This is a genomic window from Nitratidesulfovibrio liaohensis, from assembly GCF_011682075.1.
Taxonomy (GTDB): Bacteria; Desulfobacterota; Desulfovibrionia; order Desulfovibrionales; family Desulfovibrionaceae; genus Cupidesulfovibrio; species Cupidesulfovibrio liaohensis.
This window is the reverse complement of record NZ_VSMK01000231.1, coordinates 1-20,301: the sequence shown is the minus strand read 5'-3', so window position 1 is coordinate 20,301 and position 20,301 is coordinate 1. Positions and strand designations below refer to the sequence as shown.

Annotated in this window: 18 protein-coding genes and 1 tRNA gene; 7 read left to right on the top strand and 12 right to left on the bottom strand. The window is 65.0% G+C overall.

The window, feature by feature from the left end; all coding sequences use genetic code 11:
* The 7 genes from FVW27_RS09135 to rho form a co-directional block, all read left to right on the top strand.
* Positions 1–589, top strand: a 589-nt coding sequence (locus FVW27_RS09135) for a 4-(cytidine 5'-diphospho)-2-C-methyl-D-erythritol kinase (RefSeq protein WP_424991864.1), incomplete at its 5' end; no start/stop codon positions are given.
* Positions 590–651: 62 nt separating this feature from the next.
* Positions 652–727, top strand: a tRNA-Gln gene (locus FVW27_RS09130).
* Between the two features lie 50 nt (positions 728–777).
* Complete coding sequence (locus tag FVW27_RS09125) at positions 778–1,716, top strand: ribose-phosphate diphosphokinase (RefSeq protein WP_167124510.1); 939 nt, start codon at positions 778–780, stop codon at positions 1,714–1,716.
* A gap of 61 nt (positions 1,717–1,777) precedes the next feature.
* On the top strand, positions 1,778–2,353 hold the full coding sequence (locus FVW27_RS09120; protein WP_167124508.1) for a 50S ribosomal protein L25/general stress protein Ctc: 576 nt from the start codon (positions 1,778–1,780) through the stop codon (positions 2,351–2,353).
* A gap of 311 nt (positions 2,354–2,664) precedes the next feature.
* Positions 2,665–3,273 (top strand): aminoacyl-tRNA hydrolase, encoded by a 609-nt coding sequence (gene pth, locus FVW27_RS09115; RefSeq protein ID WP_167124506.1) that lies wholly within the window; start codon positions 2,665–2,667, stop codon positions 3,271–3,273.
* Positions 3,274–3,704: 431 nt separating this feature from the next.
* Entirely contained in the window at positions 3,705–4,220 is a 516-nt protein-coding gene (locus FVW27_RS09110) for a CarD family transcriptional regulator (protein WP_035064745.1), read from the top strand.
* Between the two features lie 347 nt (positions 4,221–4,567).
* On the top strand, positions 4,568–5,818 hold the full coding sequence (gene rho / locus FVW27_RS09105; protein WP_007522003.1) for a transcription termination factor Rho: 1,251 nt from the start codon (positions 4,568–4,570) through the stop codon (positions 5,816–5,818).
* 146 nt (positions 5,819–5,964) lie between these two features.
* Here rho and FVW27_RS09100 read toward each other — a convergent pair whose 3' ends face one another.
* From FVW27_RS09100 to FVW27_RS09045, 12 genes are all read right to left on the bottom strand, one after another.
* Positions 5,965–7,920, bottom strand: a complete 1,956-nt coding sequence (locus tag FVW27_RS09100) for a multicopper oxidase family protein (protein WP_167124504.1) — start codon at positions 7,918–7,920, stop codon at positions 5,965–5,967.
* 316 nt (positions 7,921–8,236) lie between these two features.
* The gene (locus FVW27_RS09095) at positions 8,237–9,307 is read right to left on the bottom strand and encodes a GGDEF domain-containing protein (protein WP_167124502.1); all 1,071 of its coding nucleotides are present in this window, start codon (positions 9,305–9,307) and stop codon (positions 8,237–8,239) included.
* Between the two features lie 198 nt (positions 9,308–9,505).
* On the bottom strand, positions 9,506–11,278 hold the full coding sequence (rpoD, locus tag FVW27_RS09090; protein WP_167124500.1) for an RNA polymerase sigma factor RpoD: 1,773 nt from the start codon (positions 11,276–11,278) through the stop codon (positions 9,506–9,508).
* Positions 11,271–13,070, bottom strand: coding sequence for a DNA primase (gene dnaG / locus FVW27_RS09085; RefSeq protein WP_167124498.1), 1,800 nt, complete (start codon positions 13,068–13,070; stop codon positions 11,271–11,273). Before dnaG ends, rpoD begins: the two co-directional genes overlap by 8 nt.
* A gap of 95 nt (positions 13,071–13,165) precedes the next feature.
* Entirely contained in the window at positions 13,166–15,619 is a 2,454-nt protein-coding gene (locus FVW27_RS09080; RefSeq protein WP_167124496.1) for an endonuclease MutS2, read from the bottom strand.
* 8 nt (positions 15,620–15,627) lie between these two features.
* Complete coding sequence (locus FVW27_RS09075) at positions 15,628–16,074, bottom strand: GatB/YqeY domain-containing protein (protein ID WP_167124494.1); 447 nt, start codon at positions 16,072–16,074, stop codon at positions 15,628–15,630.
* A gap of 131 nt (positions 16,075–16,205) precedes the next feature.
* Positions 16,206–16,409, bottom strand: a complete 204-nt coding sequence (rpsU, locus tag FVW27_RS09070) for a 30S ribosomal protein S21 (protein ID WP_012611647.1) — start codon at positions 16,407–16,409, stop codon at positions 16,206–16,208.
* Between the two features lie 194 nt (positions 16,410–16,603).
* Positions 16,604–16,792 (bottom strand): hypothetical protein, encoded by a 189-nt coding sequence (locus FVW27_RS09065; protein ID WP_167124493.1) that lies wholly within the window; start codon positions 16,790–16,792, stop codon positions 16,604–16,606.
* Between the two features lie 15 nt (positions 16,793–16,807).
* On the bottom strand, positions 16,808–17,080 hold the full coding sequence (locus tag FVW27_RS09060) for an HU family DNA-binding protein (RefSeq protein WP_012611649.1): 273 nt from the start codon (positions 17,078–17,080) through the stop codon (positions 16,808–16,810).
* A gap of 191 nt (positions 17,081–17,271) precedes the next feature.
* A complete protein-coding gene (gene rsmA, locus FVW27_RS09055; protein WP_167124512.1) occupies positions 17,272–18,084 on the bottom strand; it encodes a 16S rRNA (adenine(1518)-N(6)/adenine(1519)-N(6))-dimethyltransferase RsmA in 813 nt (270 codons plus the stop codon).
* Between the two features lie 185 nt (positions 18,085–18,269).
* The gene (locus FVW27_RS09050) at positions 18,270–18,953 is read right to left on the bottom strand and encodes a DUF2062 domain-containing protein (RefSeq protein ID WP_167124491.1); all 684 of its coding nucleotides are present in this window, start codon (positions 18,951–18,953) and stop codon (positions 18,270–18,272) included.
* Positions 18,954–19,010: 57 nt separating this feature from the next.
* Positions 19,011–20,301, bottom strand: a 1,291-nt coding sequence (locus FVW27_RS09045) for an EF-Tu/IF-2/RF-3 family GTPase (protein ID WP_243838314.1), incomplete at its 5' end; no start/stop codon positions are given.

Genomic DNA, 20,301 nt, shown 5'->3' with positions numbered 1-20,301 from the left:
CGCGCAACTGGCCCCCGGCGCGGCCCCCACGCCCGAAGCCTTGCAAACCTTGGCCGCCGGGGTTGGCGCCGACGTGCCCTTCTTTCTGATGGATGGCCCGGCGCGGGCCAGCGGCATCGGCGAGGTGCTCACCCCGCTCGCCCCCGGCGAACTCGCCGACCTGGGGCTTACGGGCATGCATCTGGTGCTGGCCTGCCCGCCTGTGCGCGTTTCCACGCCGTGGGCCTACCGGGCCTGGGATGCCGCCAATGCCACCGCGCCAGGCGGCACCCCCCTGACCGGCAGCGATGCCGTGCCCGTGCAAAGCGCGAAATCATTGCGTCCTTGCTTGACATCGGAAAGTCTAGAAGATAGAAATCCTCTCTCTCGCGGACCGTGGCTGACCAACAGCTTTGAACCGGTTGTTTTTCAGACACATGCAACCCTGCGCCGGACCAAGGAATTTCTTCTTCGACGCGGGGCCTGTGCCGCGCTGATGAGCGGGAGCGGAGCCAGCCTGTTCGCCCTGTTCAGAAGGCACGGCACGGCGCGTGATGTGGCCGAAGCTCTTCGCAACGACAACATCGCGGCCTTTTTGCACGCACTGTGAGATGCGCGCCGCAAGGCGCACGCAGGCCAGCCCCTGCGTCCCGAACGAAATTTCCCTCATGCTGGGGTGTCGCCAAGCTGGTAAGGCAACGGGTTTTGGTCCCGTCATCCGAGGGTTCGAGTCCTTCCGCCCCAGCCACATTTTTCCGATGACGCTTGCCATCGCAACCACAAGCCGGAAGTCGAAACATGCACGGTGATCTGAAGATTCTTACCGGCACGTCGAACCCCGCCCTTGCCAAGGCCATCTGTGACCACTTGGGGTGCCAGCTCACCCCGGCCCTGTGCGAGACGTTCAGCGACGGCGAGATTCGCATCGAAATCGGCGACAACGTGCGCGGCGACGACGTGTTCGTCGTTCAGGCCACCTGCTCGCCCGTGAATTACAACCTGATGCAGCTGTGCCTGATGCTGGATGCGCTGAAGCGCGCCAGCGCCGGTCGCGTAACCGCCGTGGTGCCCTACTACGGTTATGCCCGCCAGGACCGCAAGGTCAGCCCCCGCGCGCCCATCAGCGCCAAGCTGGTGGCCGACTTCCTGACCACCGCCGGTACCGACCGCCTGGTCACGGTAGACCTGCACGCAGGCCAGATTCAGGGTTTTTTCAACGTGCCGGTGGACAACCTGTACGCGCAGCCGGTCATTCTTGAATACCTGCGCCCGTACGCCGGTGACATCGTCATCGTCTCGCCCGACGCTGGCGGCGTGGAGCGCGCCCGTTCCTTCGCCAAGAAGCTGAACGCGGGCCTGGCCATCATCGACAAGCGCCGCGACCGTCCCAACCAGGCCTCTGCCATGCATGTCATTGGCGACGTCAAGGACAAGATCGCCATCGTGGTGGACGACATGATCGACACCGCAGGCACCATGTGCGCCGCGGGCGAGGTGCTGCTGAAGAACGGCGCCAAGGAAGTGATGGCTTGCGCCACGCATCCCGTGTTGTCCGGCCCCGCCATCGAGCGGCTGTGCAATTCCACCTTCTCGCAGGTCATCGTCACCGACACGGTGCCGCTGGGCGACAAGCTGGCTGCATGCAGCAAGCTGAAGGTGCTTTCCGTGGCGGGCCTGCTTGCAAAGGCCATCCACAACATCCACACCGAATCCTCGGTGAGCGTACTTTTCGTATAGCAATTCACATTCCGACGCGGGGCGGGATGCTTACGCGGGAATGAATTTAAGGAGAACTGCAATGTCCGAATTGAAGACCCTGAGCGTGCGCAAGCGCGACGGCCTCGGCAAGGGCGCCAACCGCAAGCTGCGGGCCAAGACCCTGGTTCCCGGCGTGCTCTACAACGCCGAAGGCCTGAACGTGCCGATCGAAATGGACACGCTTCCCGTCGAGAAGATGTTCGAAGCCGTGGGCCGCACCACCGTCTTCAACATCGAGCTGGACGACAACGGCACCAAGTCCACCCACCCGGTGCTGTTCTGGCAGATCCAGTACCACCCGGTGAAGAATCGCTTCTCGCACATCGATTTTCGCGGTGTGGACCTGGACAAGCCCGTCAAGATCCGCGTGCCCCTCGAATTCACCGGCACCTCCAAGGGCGTGAAGGCTGGCGGCAAGCTGGAAGTGTACCGCGAAGCGCTGGACCTTTCCGCCAAGCCCCTGCAGATGCCCAACAAGATCACCATCGATCTGACCGACCTCGAAATCGGCAAGACCATCAGCGTGAACGACCTGCCCCTGGGCGAAGGTGTCTGCGCCATTGCCGACCGCAACTTCGCCATCGTGGCCGTTGTCTCGCCCAAGGGCGAGGAATAGCGCCTGAGGCCGGGAACGCCGCCGCCGTCCGCCGCATCCTGATGCGGCGCATCCCGATGTGGATCTGACGCGCGGTTTCCCAAGGTTCGGACCGCGGTTTCCCTCCGGCCCCGCGCACCTCGCGCGGGGCCGGTTTCCGCGTTTCCGGAACCTGGCCCGCCTGCCTACTGCACCTACGGGCTGGGTCTGACCACTGGCGCCAACATGCGCTCTGATGCCCCCCCTGTGCCCCCTGTGGCCCTGCAGCTACAACAGCCCCCCCGCTTCCGCCGCCTTTACCGCCCCGCAGAACTCCAACCCCCTTTGTGCGCATGAACGTCGCCGGTCTCATCGTCGGCCTGGGCAACCCGGGCAAGGAATACGAACGCACCCGCCACAACCTGGGCTTCATGGCCGTGGATGCGCTGATGGAAGCTGCCGCCCGTGCAACGGGCGGTGGCTGCGACCAGCTTTCCGGCGGCAAGAAGAAGTACGACCTGTGGCGGTGCCGCATCACCCCCACCGGCGACCCGTGGCTGGTGGCCAAGCCCCAGACCTTCATGAACCTGAGCGGAGAGGCGGTACTGGCCATTGCCTCGTACTACCGCATCAAGCCGGGTGCCATCCTGGTGGTGCACGACGAACTGGACATTCCCCTTGGCCGCATGAAGTTCAAGACCGGGGGAGGCAATGCCGGTCATAACGGGTTGAAATCCATCACCCAGCTGCTGGGCACACCGGACTTTCACCGTCTGCGCCTGGGCATAGGCCGCTCGCCCCACGGCGGAGAGACCACCAACTGGGTACTGGGCAGGCTTTCCGGACCGGAGCAGACCCTGCTGGATGCACTGCTGCCCGCCGCCGTACAGGCCATGAACACCTTCGCCAGCCAGGGCGCGGCAGCCGCCACCCAGTTCGCCAACGCTTACAAGCCGGAGTAACGCGACCGGGGCTTCAGCCACCCCTGCGGGCGAGCAGCATCCGTCATCCTGGCGGACAGCGCGCGGACGCACCCCGTGTCCGTGACCGGTTCCTGTCCGTACGTCCCGCTCCGGTTCGATACACACGCCGCGGCATGTACCGGTGATGACATGTGCCCTTGCCAGCGCCCCCTTTGCCTGGCGTCTTATGGGACTTCCGCCCGGCGGGACTTCCACCCGCTACGGCACACGCAGTTGCGCGCTGCGCCAGCGCGCGCCCCGGTCATGGGCACTGCTGCCGACCGCCAGCGGGATGGACCGAACCCTGCCACCCATCAAGCGTGCTCTCGTGACTGCTGCCGACCGCCAGCGGGATGGACTCTTGCTGCGGATTGGGATAGACTGTCTTTTCCTGCCGATTTCAACCTTGTTTTCCCCGCATGGAGTTCCGAGTGTTTGCCCAGGATCAACTCGTCGTCTACCCGGCTCAAGGCGTCGGCAAGGTCGAACGCGTCGAGTCGCAAGTGGTTGGCGGCGTTGCCACGGACTTTTACATAGTCCGTATCCTGGGCAACAACGTTACCCTCATGGTGCCCGTTCGCAATGCCGCCAATGTGGGGCTGCGCCCGCTCTGCGCGCCGGAACTGGGGGCGGAAATCCTTGAATCGCTGCGCGACCGTTCCGGCTTCACCGGATACACCGGCCAGAACTGGAACCGCCGCTACCGCGAATACTCGGAAAAGCTGAAAAGTGGCGACTTGGCGGACGTGGCCTACGTGCTGCGCGAACTGCTGCTCATTGGCCGGGACAAGGAACTTTCGTTCGGTGAACGCCGCTTGCTGGAACAAGCCATGGGGTTGATTACCCTGGAATTGGCCTGCGTGCTGGACCGAACCCAGGACAATGTGCGCGCCGAAATCGAAGAGATGTTCCAGGATGTCCTGCAAGCCAGGGAAAAAAGCGAGTAGACCACTTGCCATCCCCTGTCGAATGGGCTAGGTAGCCCCTTGTACGGCGGGTGGAAGCAACCGAACATTGCAACACCTCTCTTGTGGGTCCCCTTCCCTCCTTACCGGGCAACGAAAACCCGGCTTTGGACCCGTCACAGTGTTCCCGCCCGTCCACCACAACGATTTCCTTCATACCGTCATTCCGACAACAGTCCACGCTTGCGAACAGATCGCCATTGTGCGGTCTTTCGTGCCGTGCGGACGACTGTAATTGCATCCTTCCATACACCCCCCACACCCTTCCAAAAGCAGTCCCCACCACGCCTATGAGGAAAAAGAAGAACGTCCAGGGTTCCGAGACGGCCATGAATCTTTCGGAACTCAAGATCAAGAGCATGGGCGAGCTCATGGAGCTTGCCGAGCAATACAACGTCGAAGGTGCCAGCGGCATGCGCAAGCAGGAGCTGATCTTCGCCCTGCTTCAGGCCTGTGCCTCGCAGAACGGCGCCATCTACGGCGACGGCGTGCTGGAGATACTGCCCGACGGTTTCGGCTTTCTGCGGTCGCCGCTGTGCAGCTACATGCCCGGCCCCGACGACATCTACGTCTCTCCGTCGCAGATCCGCCGCTTCAACCTGCGCAAGGGTGACGTGGTTTCCGGCCAGATCCGCCCCCCCAAGGAAGGCGAACGCTACTTCGCCCTGCTGAAGGTGACCGAGATCGGCTTCGAGCCGCCGGAAAACGCCAAGAATCTCGTTCTGTTCGACAACCTGACGCCCATCTACCCCGACCGCCAGTTCATCATGGAGAACGGGGACAAGAACTACTCCAGCCGTGTCATCGACATGATGGCCCCCGTGGGCCGAGGCCAGCGCGGCCTGATCGTGGCGCCCCCCCGCACCGGCAAGACCATCCTGCTCCAGACCATCGCCAACTCCATCAACGCCAACCATCCGGATGCGTACCTCATCGTGCTGCTCATCGACGAGCGGCCCGAGGAAGTGACCGACATGGAACGCACGGTGAAGAACGCCGAAGTGGTCAGCTCCACCTTCGACGAGCCGCCGCAGCGCCACGTGCAGGTCTGCGAAATGGTGCTGGAAAAGGCCAAGCGCCTGGTGGAACGCAAGCGCGACGTGGTCATCCTGCTCGACTCCATCACCCGTCTGGGCCGCGCGTACAACGCCGTTACACCGTCTTCGGGCCGCGTGCTGTCCGGCGGTCTGGACGCCAACGCCCTGCAACGTCCCAAGCGTTTCTTTGGCGCGGCGCGCAACATCGAAGAAGGCGGCAGCCTGACCATCATCGCCACCGCCCTCATCGACACCGGCTCGCGCATGGACGAAGTGATCTTCGAAGAGTTCAAGGGCACCGGCAACATGGAAATCTACCTGGAACGCCACCTTGCCGAAAAGCGGGTGTTCCCGGCCATCGACATCAACCGCACCGGCACCCGCAAGGAAGACCTGCTGCTGTCGGACGAGGTGCTCAACCGCGTGTGGATCCTGCGCAAGATCCTGGCGCCCATGTCGCCCATCGACAGCATGGAATTCCTGCTGGACAAGATGCGCGCCACCAAGAGCAACCGCGAGTTCCTGAACGTGATGAACAAGTAGCGCGCCTGCGTTACGGTTCCCGACATGGAAATACAAAGCCCGCCGCTCCCTGCATGGGAACGGCGGGCTTCTTTCATTGCGGGCAGCAACGATATCCATGTCAGGCACAACATGCTGCGCCGCGAAACGCACCTTGTGTCCGGCACCTACGGCAGGCGCACGTTGACCATCATCCCCTGGTCCTCGTGTTCCAGGTTGTGGCAGTGGAACAGGAATATCTGCTCGCCGGGGTAGGCGGGGCTGCCGAAGTCCACGGCGGCCAGCACCGTTTCACCGGGCCACACTAGGACGGTGTCCTTCAGGCCAAGGTCGGTGGGCAGTCTGCCCGCACCGTCTATTGCCTGGGCGCGCACCTGCGCCGGGCTGCCCTGCCGCTCTCGCACCCTCAGGAAGTATCCGTGCAGATGCATGGGGTGCGGCATGCTGCGGGTCGCATTTTCCATGGCCCACACCTCGCGCCGCCTGTCCGGCACGGTGATGGGAAAGCGGTCCATGGCAAAGGTCTCTCCGGCGATGGTCCACCGCTTGCCGTCAGCTTCCAGCCGCAACGCGCGCGTGAAGGCGGCTTGCCCACCGCTGGCGGGTTCAGGCTCATCGGGTGCGGACAACCTTTCGGGCACCTTGCGGTCGTAACGTTCCGCGCGATCCACCGACACCCTGAAAATGGGGTAATCGCCGCCTTCGGCCAAGCCATCGGATTGCCCGTGCGCCCCGCTGGCCGCTGCTGCTCCGCCGTGCCCCGCGTGTCCGCCTTGTCCACCTTGACCGCTTTGCGCGCTCGGCCTGACGAGAGGTTCCGTCACAGCCGGCATGGTGGCGCGGTTCATACCGTGATGCATGGAGCCATCATGCCCCATCTCCATTCCCCCCATGGCGCCGGATGGGGCGGCCGCACCGACGTGGGCATCGCCAGCAGCACCGTGCCCGGCCCCGTCGCTGCCGTGTTCCATCTCGTTGTGCATGGGATCGAAGGGAAGGTTGCGCAGCCACACCTGTTCACCCGGTTCCATGTCGCGCAGGTCCAGCAGCACCTCTGCCCGTTCACCCGGCCCCAGGAACAGCCCTTCCACCCGGCGTGGTGCGGCCAGGAACCCGCCGTCATTGGCGATCAACGTCATGGGCACGCGCTCCCCGGCCTTTCCCGCGCCACTGCCGCCCGTGAATGCCAGATTGAAAATGCGCGCCGTGCTGCCGTTGAGCAGGCGGAACCGGTACAGCCGGGTGGACGCCGACAGCGTGGGCAGGTGGGCGCCGTTCACCAGAACCCGATCGCCCAGATAGCCCATGAACAGTTCGTCCCGCGTGGGCGCATACACCAGTTCTCCATCCTTTCCGATGCGCTTGTCCTGCAGTACCAACGGAATGTCGGTTGTGCCCAGGGTCAGGTCCAGTTCGCGGGCAAAGGCGCGTTCCTCCTCGTCGCGCACGATGAAGAACGAGGCCAGCCCCAGATAGGCCTGCCGCGCAGTGTCGCCGTGCGGGTGCGGATGATACCAGTAGGTGCCTGCCCGGTTGGTGATGGGGAATGCGTAGTCGTAGTGTCCGCCAGGTCCCACGGCGTACATGGGGTGCCCGGCCTGTTGCCAGGGGCAGTCCACGCCGTGCCAGTGAATGATGGTGTCCGGACCGGGCGGCGCTGCACCGGCGGCCCCCCCGTGGGACGCGTGGGCACCGTGGCCGTCGGCTATAGGCCCCAACGGGCCGAGGCCGTTGACCAACCGCACGGCGAAGTCCTGCCCCTTGTCCAGCACCAGCACCGGATTGTGATAGACGCGCCCCTGCTGTTCGGTCGTGTAGGCCAGCATGGGGCCGCCCGTTGCCGGCAGCAGTCCGGCTTGCGGCGTGGCGGAAAGGGTGAACGGCCCCGTGGGAGCAAACAGCCCGAACAGCCCGGATTGGCCGGGCAGGGGCAGCGGTCCGCCGGACATCAGGTGCGGCGTGGCTGCCCGCACCCGGCCCAACCATGGCGGCAGTCCAGACGCAATGCCCAGCGCCAGGGCTGTCCCACCGGAAAGCCGCAGGAAATCCCGGCGGCTCAGGCGCGAGCGACAACCGGTACGATCGTGACCGGACACAGAGAGAGTACGGGCTTTCGCGGACATGGTGGCAACCTCCCGGGTAACAGTCAGGACGACAGCGCGCACGCTGCGTTGAATACGACAGACCGTACGACAATACACCAATCCTGTTCCGCCGCAATCCTGCACACGACGCTGGATGCACGGTGCAGGCGCAGATGCGGTTCCCCACAACGAAAAACGCCCCGACCCAGCGGTCGAGGCGTCTTCACCCCGGCATCACATGAGACGGGGAAGACGGGCTGCCGACTTTCGGCACCCCTTGGAACAATCGGATAAAGAACATTACCATACGCGCTAGCTGCACGAATGCGACGGCCTTTCGACGAACGCCCCCCGCCTAGATGGAGCCCGCCACCACCCGCACCCGGTTGCGACCTTCGCGTTTGGCATCGTACAGGGCCTTGTCGGCCAGGTCGAACAGGCTGTCCGTCAACGGCTCCGCCATGCCCGGCCCGGCGTGGGCCACGCCCGCGCTCAGGGTCACGCGCACGCCATGCTCCACCACATGGCCCTGGCCGTCACGAATGGCAAAGCTGACGCCTTCCAGCCCGGCCCGAACCGACTCGGCGACCTCGGCAGCCTGCTGCGCGCCCTCGCCAGTCAGCACCAGGGCAAATTCCTCCCCGCCATAACGTGCCACCACCGAGGCACATTCTCTGCCTCCCTCGCCTCCGCCATCCAGGTTGCGGTTGCAATCGTCCACCTTGCGGCGCAGCACCTCGGCCACGGTGCGCAGCACCTGGTCGCCGATGCGGTGGCCGTGCTGGTCATTGATGCGCTTGAAGCGGTCCACGTCGAACAGCACCAGCGCCAGTGCCGTGCCACCCTTCCAGGCCGCCTCGCCCGCCGCCAGCGCCGTGTCGAAGGCGCGCCGGTTGCCAAGGCCGGTGAGCGGATCGGTGACAGTCAGCTCGCCCACCCGGATGGCGTCATTGTCCATCTGCTCGCGCACCTCGCTGAAGGTGGCCCGCAACAGGCGCACCACTTCTGTGGGGTCCAGTCCGCTCTCCACGGCGCGCACGCTTTCCTGCTCCAGTTTGTCCATGTCGCCACGCCGCTGGTGCAGCATGGCGCGAAATTCGCGGGCCAGCCGCTCGGTTTCCTGCAAGGCTTCGCGCATGCGGCATTCGTAGGGCTCCACGCGAATGTCGCGGTCGGCCCGCAGCACCTCATGGTAGCTTTGCTCGCTGAAGTCGCGGCGGTGCAGCACGTCCACCAGCAGTTGCTGAATGCGGGCCTTCTGGTCGTCGCTCATGGTGCTGAACTCGCCCAGCCCGCGCATGTAGAACATCAGCGTGCGCCACTTGCTGTCGTGGGGCACGCCCGCACGGTCCAGTATCTCGCACAGTCTATCCCCGCCCGAAAAGGTGCACTGGCGGTGTGAACAGTTGCAGGTAGTGTCAGCCATGGGAGTCTCGCTCTTCATAACGGTACAAGGCTCGGTCCACACATCGCATTGCCGGTACGGAGTTGCACCGGGCGTATGCGCCACCGCGTGCGTTCAACGGTTGTCCGTCGCCCCCCAGCACGCGGCAGGGGCGGCCTGCTGGCCGCCCCTGATGTTATCAGCTAATGCGTTGCGCCGCCATGGGGCGCCGCGCGAATTCTAGCTTTCGTAGTAGGAACGCAACATCTGGCTGCGCACGGGGTGGCGCAGCTTGCGCAACGCCTTGGCCTCAATCTGCCGGATGCGCTCGCGGGTAACGTTGAACAGCTTGCCCACTTCCTCAAGCGTGTGGTCCGACTTTTCGCCGATGCCGAAGCGCTTGCGCAGCACCTGCTCCTCGCGCGGGGTAAGGTCGGCCAGGACCGAGGCGATCTGCTCCGACAGCTTGGTGTTGACCACCTCTTCCGCCGGGGCCACGGCCTTCTTGTCCTCGATGAAGTCGCCGAGGCTGGAATCTTCCTCGTCACCGATGGGCGTTTCGAGCGAGATGGGTTCCTTGGCGATCTTCAGCACCTTCTTCACCTTGTCGATGGGGTAATCCATGCGCTCGGCGATTTCCTCGGGGGTGGGGTCGCGCCCCAGTTCCTGCACGAGGTAGCGAGAGGTGCGGATGAGCTTGTTGATGGTTTCGATCATGTGCACCGGAATGCGGATGGTGCGGGCCTGGTCGGCGATGGCGCGGGTGATGGCCTGACGTATCCACCACGTGGCGTACGTGGAGAACTTGTAGCCGCGCTGGTATTCGAACTTGTCCACGGCCTTCATCAGGCCGATGTTGCCTTCCTGGATCAGGTCCAGGAACTGCAAGCCGCGGTTGGTGTACTTTTTCGCAATGCTGACCACCAGGCGCAGGTTGGAGCGGATCAGCTCCTGCTTCGCGCGCATGGCGTGGGTGTTGCCGCGCTTGATGCGCCACAGCACTTCCTCGAGGTCCGTCACGTTGTGACAGCACTTGTCCTGCAACCGGTTCAGGATCTCGATCTTGCCGATGATCATTTCCTTGAACGAGAACAGTTCTTCCACCGTCATGCCCAGTGCCGCGGAAGCGGCCACGGGGTTCATCTCGCGCGCTTCCAGCATGCGGAAGATGTCCTGGATCTCGACCTGGGTCTTGCCCGTGGACAGGATGTAGGCGGAAAGGTCGCGCTGGCAGTTGTGCATCTGCCGCACGTAGTCTTCCACCGTCTCGATGATCCGGTCGATAAGGGTCTTTTCCAGCTTGATGTCGCGCAGCCGATTGACGATGTCTTCCTTGAAGCCCAGGATTTCCTTCTGGATGGCGGTCACCCGGCGTTCCAGGGTGCAGCAGTCGTCCAGCTTGGCGTAGACCTTGCGCTTCTTCTTGTAGGTATGCTTGATTTCGTCCAGCAGCAGGATGACCCGCGAGCGCTGGTTCATTTCATCTTCGCTGGGGTCGTCTTCCTCTATGGTCTTGACGACGTCCTTCAGCTTGATGCGGTTCTGCTTCAGGTCCTCGCCGACGTTGATCAGTTCCTCGACCGCCACCGGCACTTCAACCAGGGCGTACAGCACGTCCTGTTCGCCGAGTTCGATCTTCTTGGCGATCTGCACTTCGCCGTCGCGATCCAGCAACGGCACGGCGCCCATCTCGCGCAGATACATGCGCACAGGATCGGTGGAGCGCGACGAGTAGTCCGCCGACTCCTCGTCCTCCACCAGGTCCAGCCCCGGTTCGCCGGAAGGTTCCTCTTCCGACTCGCCGGGCGACACGGAGATATTCTTGCCGTCCTTCTCGGTATCGACAATGGCGATCTCCAGCTGGTCGAAGATCCCGATGATCTCCTCGATCTGCTCGGGTGTGTTGACCTCTGCCGGCAGGGCCTTGTTGACTTCGTCGAAGGTCAGAAAGCCGCTAACCTTGCCTTTGGCGATGAGCGACTTGATCTGCTGAATATCCTTGATGTTACCCATTCGATCTCCCCAACGTTTCCTGAAGGGCCCGGAGCAATTCAATGCCTGCGGCAGGGTCGGTGGAAGTCGCCGTCTGGCGAAGGGCGGCCATCATGCTAGATGTGCCGAGTTCCCGTGTGGTCACCGATTCGATGCCGGAAAGCAGATCCTGCAATTCCTCAAGTTCCTTGTCGCGGGGCGGGACATCGCCCGTCCTGCACCTGATCCAGAATTCCTTTTCGCGTTCCGAAAGATTGGGCAGCAGCTGTTCCGGCTCTGCGCCGTGGCGGGCCATCTTGGCCCACAGTTCCCGTGCCCACGGGCTGGCCAGCACCAGTTCGGCCCCTGCCTCGCGCAGGCGGACGAAATGGTGCGGATAGCGCACCAGAAAGAACATCACCGCCCGGTCACGCTTGGCCGGGGCGTCGCCGCTGGTGTGCACCGCGTCCACCTGACGTTGCGGTGCGGGGTTGCGCGCCTCTCGCGCACCGGGCGCAGCGGCAGCCGCGCCCTTGTAGAAATCGCCCGAAAGCCCTTCGCGGATGGCTTCCTCTCGGATGCCAAGGCCGGAAGCGATGCGCGACAGAAAACGCGATGCCAGCAACTGGCCGTCCGCGTGCCCTGCCCCGGCCTGCCGCAGCAGATTGCGCGACCACTCCAGCGCATCGCCCGGCGAATAGAGCGTGCGCAGGGTGTCGATGCAGAAATCCAGCCCGTCGGGCGCGCTCTTGCGCAGCGCCTCGAAGGCGTCCTTGCCCTGGTCGTGCAGCAGGCTGTCGATGTCCTCACCGTCGGGCAGCAGCACCACCTTGCAGCGCATGCCGCGCGTCAGCAGCATCTCGCAGGCGCGCATGGCCGCCTTGCGACCGGGGTTGTCGCCGTCGAACAGCAGTTCCACCGTGGAGCAGAACCCGCCCAACCGTTTGACCTGTTCCGGCGTCAGCGCGGTGCCCAGCGCTCCGCAGGCCATGTTGTAGCCGTACTGGTGCAGGGTCAGTACGTCCATGTACCCTTCGGTGAGCATGGCCGTCTTGTGCTGGGTCATGGCCCGGCGCGCCTGGAACAGCCCGTAGAGGTGCTCCCCTTTCTTGTAGATGGCCGAATCGCTGCTGTTGATGTACTTGGCCTGGTCCTCGTCGGCGATGATCCGCCCGCCAAAGGCGATGACCTGGCCCGCCAGGTTCTTGATGGGAAAGATCATCCGGCCCCGAAAGCGGTCGAACATGCGGCCCGCGTCGTTGCGCGAAAGCAGGCCCGCCTGCGCGGCGTCCGCCTGCTGAAATCCTGCACGGCGCAGCGCATCCGCCAGGGCCGACCATTCGCGCAGGCTCCAGCCAAGCTCGAACGAATTCACGATCTCCGGCGAAAGCTGGCGCCGCGCGATGTAGTCGCGGCATTCCTGCCCGGCAGGAATGGTCAGGTTGCGCCGGAAATGTTCGCGCGCCACGTCGTACATGCGCAGGCACTGCCGCTTGAACGACTGTTCGCGCTGCACCTTGGGGTCCGGCTTCCAGTCGTCCTCCAGCGAAACGCCCGCCTCTTCGGCCAGGGCCTCCAGCGTCTCGCGGAATTCCAGCCCGTGAATGCGCCCGTAGAAATCGAAAATGTCGCCCGAGGCCTGACAGCCGAAGCAGTAGAAAAATCCTTCCTCCTCATTGATGGAGAAGGAAGGCTTGGTCTCCTGGTGGAACGGGCACGGGGCCATCCAGCGCGGGCCGCCGGTATGGCGCAGCTCGACGTAGCGGCGCGCCACCTCCACGAGGTTCAGGCGGGCCTTGATGGCCTGCACGACCGAGCCGTCCCTGCGTTTCATGCCGCCGTTCCGGTGTTCCGGGTGCGCGAAAGGGAGGACCGCGTGGTGCGCGGGCCGCCCTGCTCCATTTTCACCGTGTTCTGCAACTGGACCAGCTACTTCAATTCGATGATGGTCACGCCGTCGCCGCCCTGGTCTTCCGGCGCCAGGACAAACGACCGCACGGCCGGAAATGACTTCAGAAACGCATGAATTTCCTTGCGCAGGGCCCCGGTGCCGCGACCGTGGATGGCCTCCACAGCCGACATGCCCGCGAGCAGGGCCTTGTCCAGCGCACGCGAAAGTTCGCTTACGGCAACATCAGCACGCATACCGCGCAAGTCAACCCTCATGGACGCGGTTGCGTCCGAAATGGTGCGGGTCACCGCGCCAACGACCACACGAGGCTTTTCGTCCAATGCAGCCAGGTCTTTAGCCTCGGCCCACATGGTCACCCCGCTCAGGTCCACGCGCACCCTGCCGCGCCGGGCGTCCACCTCTACCACGCTGCCCTTCTTGCCCCACGGCACATAGCGCACGGCCTGCCCGGTGCGCAGGCTTTCCACCTGCAACGCGGGCTGGGGTGCGTCGGCGGATGCCGGCGTGCCGTCGGCGTCGCCGTTGCCCGCGCCACCGGCAACCAGCCGGGCGCGGGTTTCCGCAAGGGCCTTCAGGGCCTGCTTGTGGCTGACCTTGCCGGACTTCCATTCATGCAGCACGGTCTTGGCCTGCCCCTGCACGGTTTCGAACAGGGTGCGGCGTTCGCGCTCGAACCGCTCGTCGAGCTTGCTGCGCTTGTCGCGCAGGCGGGCTTCTTCCGCCCGCAACGAGGAAATCTCCGCTTCGCGCTGCACGGCCAGCGTGTTCAGGCGGTCCACCAGGGCGCTGGTGTCCTCGCCGTCCAGCAGCAGGTACTGCTCGGCACGGCGCAGTACGGCCTCCGGCAGGCCGTGTTCACGGGCCACGTCCAGGGCCTGGCTGGCCCCCACCTGGTCATAGGCCAGACGAAACAGCGGGCGCTTGGTGACCGGGTCGAACAACACCGAGGCGGCGCGCACCTTGTCGCGGGTAAGGGCGTAGGCCTTCAGCGCCGGGAAGTGGGTGGCGGCCACCACGGTGGAGCCCGCGTCCATCACCTCGTCCAGCACTGCCTGGGCCAGGGCCGCGCCCTGCGCCGGGTCCGTGCCCGCGCCGAATTCGTCCAGAATCACCAGCGCGCCGGGGCCAAGGCGGTCCCACACCCCGCTCAGGTGGCGGATCTGCGCGGTGAAGGTGGACACGTTGTCCTCAAGGCTCTGCTCGTCGCCAATGAAAGCGAAAATGTCGGACCAGAACGGCAGCGAACTGCCGGGGCGCACCGGCACGGGCAGACCGGCCAGGCCCATCAGCGCGATGAGACCCAGCGTCTTCAGGCATACCGTCTTGCCACCCGCGTTGCCGCCGCTGATGACCAGGCCAAGCTGGCCGGGCAGCAGTTCGATGTCCACTGCCTGGGGCCCGTGCTGGACACCATGCCCGGCAACTGGTTTGCCCTTGCCCGTGGCGTGCGGGGCGCGGGAGGCAGGCTGCACAGCCTGCGCGGCTGCCGCCCCGCCCTTCTCGCCGCGCGCGGCGGCCAGAGCCAGCAGCGGATGGCGAGCGCCCAACAGCGAAACATGGCCGCCCTCGGTGACCGAAACGGCCCCGGCATCGCCGGATTCCTCGAACCGGGCGGACAGGGCGCAACGCGCGCACAGCACGTCGCTCTCCACCAGCAGGTCGTAGGCACCGCGCACGGAGGCCAGTTCGTCGCGCACGAGATCGGTGAGATAGCGCAGCACCTTGCGCTCTTCCTCGCGCTCCTCGCGCTTCAGTTCCTGCAGGCCGTTGTTCAGCTCCACCAGGAACATGGGCTCGAAGTAGCAGGTTTCGCCGGTCTGCGAATAGTCGTGGATGATGCCCTGCAAGCGGCCCTTGAAGTTGGACTTCAGGGGCAGCACGTACCGGTCGGACGAAAGGGTCATGAACTCGTCCTGCAGGTAGTGGGCGATGTTGTAGCGCTGGGCGTATTCCTTGACCTTGCGGGTGCACTGCTGATGGATGCGGCGGATTTCGCCGCGCACCAGCGAAAGTTCGGGCGAGCTTTCGTCGCGCAGCAGCCCGTCGTCGGACACGCAGCGGTCAAGACCGGACACGGTGCGCTGCGGCAGCGGATGGCCGTCCACCAGAGCGGTCAACAGATCCCAACGGCCCCCGGTTGACTGCCCCTCGCGGATGGACACGGCCAGCTTGCGGGCCAGCCCCAAGGTCTGGCGCAAGGCCCACAGCGCGTCCAGGTCCAGCACCGTGGCCGGGGCGTCCAGCGCGCGGAACACGCCGTCCAGCGGAGGAAAGGAGGAAAGGCGGAATCCGGTATGCCCGGCCCAGCGCCGCGCCTCGTCGAACAGGGCGGCGGCATGGTGCACGGCGTCGATGCCGGTCAGCGGGCGCACGGCAAGGGCCGCCTCCGCTCCGGCTTCGGAAACGCACAATCCGGCAAGATGTGTGAGCACCTTGCCGAATTCCAGCACCTGAAGGCTGCGGGATTCCATGTGAAAGGCTACCCCGCCAGGCGCGCGCGAACGGTGGCGGAAAGCGCCTTGCCGTCCACCCGGCCCTTGTGGGCGTTCATGATGGCCTGCATCACCCGGCCCATGTCCTGCGGACCCTTGGCACCGGTTTCGGCGATGGCGGCATCGATGGCGGCGGCAAGTTCGTCGCCTTCCAGCGGGGTGGGCAGGTAGTCGCGCAGGATGACCAGTTCCGCCTGCTCCTTGTCGGCCAGGTCGGTACGGCCCGCGGCGGTGAACTGCTCGATGGAGTCCTGCCGCTGCTTGGCCTGCTTCAGCACCACGTCCAGCAGTTCCGCCTCGGTCACCGGGCGCATCAGCTCCACCTGCATGTTCTTGGCGGCCGTCTTCAGCATGCGCAGCACGCCCAGGCGCACCGCGTCCTTGGCCTTGTAGGCCGACACGTAGTCCTTCTCGATGCGTTCGGAAAGATTCATGGGTGCCACCAGAGCGGAAGAATGGGGGTTCCGGAAATACGGAATACGGGAAACCCGGAAGACCTCCGGGTTTCCCGTTCCAGGCATGTCGCGGCTGCGTGTGGGGCAGTGCCCCGCGCAGGCGAAGCGGCTTAGGCCATGTTCATCTTCCTGATCTTCTTCAGGAGACGCTTGCGGGCGGCCGCCTTCTTCTTCTTGCGCATCACGCTGGGCTTTTCGTAGTGCTGACGCTTCTTCATTTCGGAAAGAACGCCGGCCTTTTCGACCTGCTTCTTGAAGCGACGCAGCGCGATGTCGAAGTTGTATTCGTCGTCGTTAAGATACACACCGGGCAAAGAAATCACCCCCTTCGCCAGAAATCCCCTTGCGGGGTGGGTGCGAACGGGTTGTTTACACCGCCCGCGCGCAAAAGGCAAGCCCTGTCCGAGCCCGCCAAGGATCAACCTGACAGGGCCATGCCGGACAGGGCCGAAAAAGAACCCGTTGGCGGCCCAGCACAAGGCGGCCGGAACGGGTGGAAAGCTGGCGCCTAGTGATGCCCCTCGGAATGACAGCCACCCTTGCAGGTTTCCATCACCGACTTCAGGATCACGTAGCCCACGCCGCTGCAGATCACGAACAGGACGGCGTACAGTACGCCGAAGAAGATGGAATGATCGGGCATCCACCACGGAATGTCCTGCGGCAGGGGGCTGTGTATGGTTTCACCGTGCAGCATGTTGTTCCTCCGACCCTACTTGATCGAGTCCTTCAGGGTCTTGCCGGGGCGGAACTTGACCACCTTGGACGCGGGAATCTTGATTTCCGCGCCGGTACGGGGGTTGCGACCCTTGCGCGCCTGGCGATCTTCGACCGCGAAGGTGCCGAAGCCGGTCAGGGTAAGCTTGCCTTCGGCGGCCAGAGCGTCCTTCACCGCGTCCAGGAACGCGTTCAGCGAGCGCTCGGCGCTGGCCTTGGTCAGGTTGGCCTTTGCCGCGATCTTGTCGACCAGATCAGCCTTGGTCATCTGCCTTTCCTCCTCTCGGGTTAGCTGCGGTCAGGTTGCCTGGGGACTTCAGCGCCGAGGGCGGTACGACACCCTGCTTGCGCTTTTTTTCTCAAGCCACCCTTGGAATACCAAAGGCGCACCCGGCACGCAACGGAACAACGGTACACTCCGCATCGACAAACATGATTCCCGGCATAAAGTCAAGGCTGTCAGGGGATTTTGACGGATTCCGAGAGCATGTGAAAATCTTCCGGAGCAAGGCTTTCCGGCCGCACCGCCGGGTCCAGCCCCAGCCCCGTCAGCAGCGCGGGCACATCACCCTGCACATAACCACGCAAAATTCTTTGCAACTGTTTGCGGCGTTGCTGAAAACACACCTTCAGCAAGCGCGAAAGGCGCGCCGGATCGAACCGGCCCCGCGCCGCGCCCAGCGGCACGAAGGACAGCACGGCGGAATCAACCTTGGGACGCGGCACGAAAACCTGCGGCGGCACGATGAATTCCATGCGCGGCGTGACAAAGCTTTGCAGCCACACCGAAAGCGCACCATATGCCCCGCCGCCCGGCGCGGCCACTATGCGCTCGCCCACCTCCTTCTGGATCATGAACACCGCCCGCGCAAGGCCGGGGGCCGTGCTCAGGATGTCCCACATCAGCGGCGAGGCCACGTTGTAGGGCAGATTGCCGATGACCTTCCACGAGCGGGCCGGGGTCAGCCTTTCCCACGGGAACAGCAGCGCGTCGGTGAGCACCGGAGTGATCAGCGGCGGTTCCGCCGGGCGGGTGCGGCCATGTTCGGTCGCCCAGTGGTAGTCCTTTTCCAGCAGGAACAACTGGGCGGGACCGGCGGCATGGATGTGCCGCGTCAGCGCGCCGGGGCCGGGGCCGATCTCGATGACCCGGTCCTCCGGCCCGATGCGCAGGGCCGCCACAATCTTGGCGGCGATGTTGCGGTCACGCAGGAAGTTCTGGCCCAGGCTCTTCTTGGCGCGCGGCCCCCCTGCCCCATCGGGTGACGGCATGGTGTCGTCCGCGCTCGCTCCGGCACTTGCGGTGGCGGACACGTCCGCGTCCGTGCCGTCCGCATCCGGCGTCGGGCCGTCGAAGCGGTTGCGGCCCCGCCCTGCGGAACCAGCCCCCGAACGGTTCGAACAACCCGAACGGGGCCGGGAATGGCCGGGCTTGCCGGAATGCTTGCCGCGCTGGGTCATGAACGATCTCCATCATGGCCGCCGGTTGTATCGGCGCCCACGGTTCGGTCAGTCTGTGAAGGCTGGGGGGACTGGTGGAGCCGGCCAGCGTGAGAAGTCTGGCCTGTCCGGTCTGTCTGGCCTGTCCGGTCTGTCTGGCCTGTCCGGTCTGTCTGGCCTGCCTGGGCGTGCAGGCCTGCCTGGGCAAACCCGGCGTCACGCCGGGCCTGCCAGGCGCGCAGCAGCTTGATGGTCCTGCGCTGGCGGTAGGCGTTCACCCCGCGAAAGGTCAACATGTACGTGACGAAGGCGGCGGGAATGCCCAGCACCACCCCGCCCAGGCACATCACCAGAAAGAAATCCAGCCCCAGTTCCAGCATGTGGGTCATGCCCAGGTGGGACGGATCGAAGGCCACGGTGGTGTGCCAGAGCAGACCCCCCACCCAGTACAGCATGGCGTAAAAGGGTATGACGTTGAGCGGATTGGACACGAACGTGCCGATGGCCGCACCCACGGGGTTGCCCCGCAGCACGAAGGCCAGCGCCAGCGAAACCACCGTCTGGAACGGAATTATGGGCAGAAAGCCCACGAACACGCCCACGGCCAGCCCCATGGCCAGCGAATGGGCCGACGCGGACTGGCGCATCAGCCGCAGATACTGAAAGCGCACGAAGCGCTGCAGCCTACCCCACCATTCCATCGTCAATCCCTGACAGGCACACCGCCGGGCGAGCCGTCACAGTGCTTGCGAAGCGCATCATTCCATCCTGTCGAAGCGTTCAAAGCGCATCACCAGCCCGGCCCGCCCCTGGGTGGCCGAGCGCAGGGCGGTGGAAAAGCCGAACAGTTCGCGCAGCGGGGCCAGGGCCTGCACCACCTTCTGGCCGGAATGGTCGAACATGTTCTCGACCTTGCCTCCGCGCGCACCCAGCAGGCCGATGGCCGACCCCACGTGGGCCTCGGGCACGCCGATCTCCACGAACATTATGGGCTCCAGCAACACCGGATTGGCCTTGGACAGGGCATCCTTGACGGCGGCCACGGCGGCCATGTGGTAGCCCGCCGGGCTGGAGGCGCCGTCGCGGCGGCGCAGTTCGGTAACGGCAATCTCCACGTCCTGCACGGGGTAACCCTTGACCACCCCGCTTTGCAGGCTGTCGGTGATGCCCTGCTCCACGGCGTCCACCCACTGGCGGGGCCATTGCTGGGTGTCCACCTCGAAGCGGATGCGGGTGCCTTCGTCGCGCGGGCGGGGGGCCATGGACACGGCCACGTACCCATAATGCTGCTGGTCGCCCAGTTCGCGGTCGAATTCGCCGCTGCCCGTGGCGGCGGAAAGAATGGTTTCCTGATGCACCACCTGCGGGTTGCCCACGCGGGGCGACACGCCGTATTCGCGGCGCATGCGTTCAAGCACCACTTCAAGATGCAACTCGCCCATGCCGGACACGATGCGCTGGCCGGTGCCTTCGTCCAGTTCCACGGCCAGGGTGGGGTCTTCCAGCGTGAAGCGTTCCAGCACCTCGTCCAGCTTGGCGCCCTCCTCGGTGTTGCGCGGCTCCAGCGCCAGCGAGATCACCGGGCGGTACGCGGCAATGTTTTCCAGCAGCAATGGCCGGGCCGGGTCGGACAGGGTGTCGCCGGTACGTACCGATCGCAGCCCAACGGCGGCCACGATGTCGCCCGCCACGGCGGTTTCGATCTGCTCGCGCCGCCCGGCGTGCAGGCGATACAGCTTGGAGAAGCGCTCGTCCTTCTCGCGGGTGACGTTGCGGCAGGCATCCCCTTCGGACGCCGCGCCCGCGTACAGGCGCAGCAGGGCGTATTTGCGACTGCCTTCCATGACCACCTTGAACACCAGCGCGGACAGGGGCGCATCCGGATCGAACGGCACGGGCACCTTGCGGCCCTGCGCGGTGTCGTAGCCCAGCACCGGGGCGGTTTCGTCCGGGCCGGGCAGGTACGCGCACACCCCGTCCAGCACGGGCTGCACGCCCGTATTGCGCAGGGCGGATCCCGCGAACACCGGCACCGCCCGGCGGGCCAGG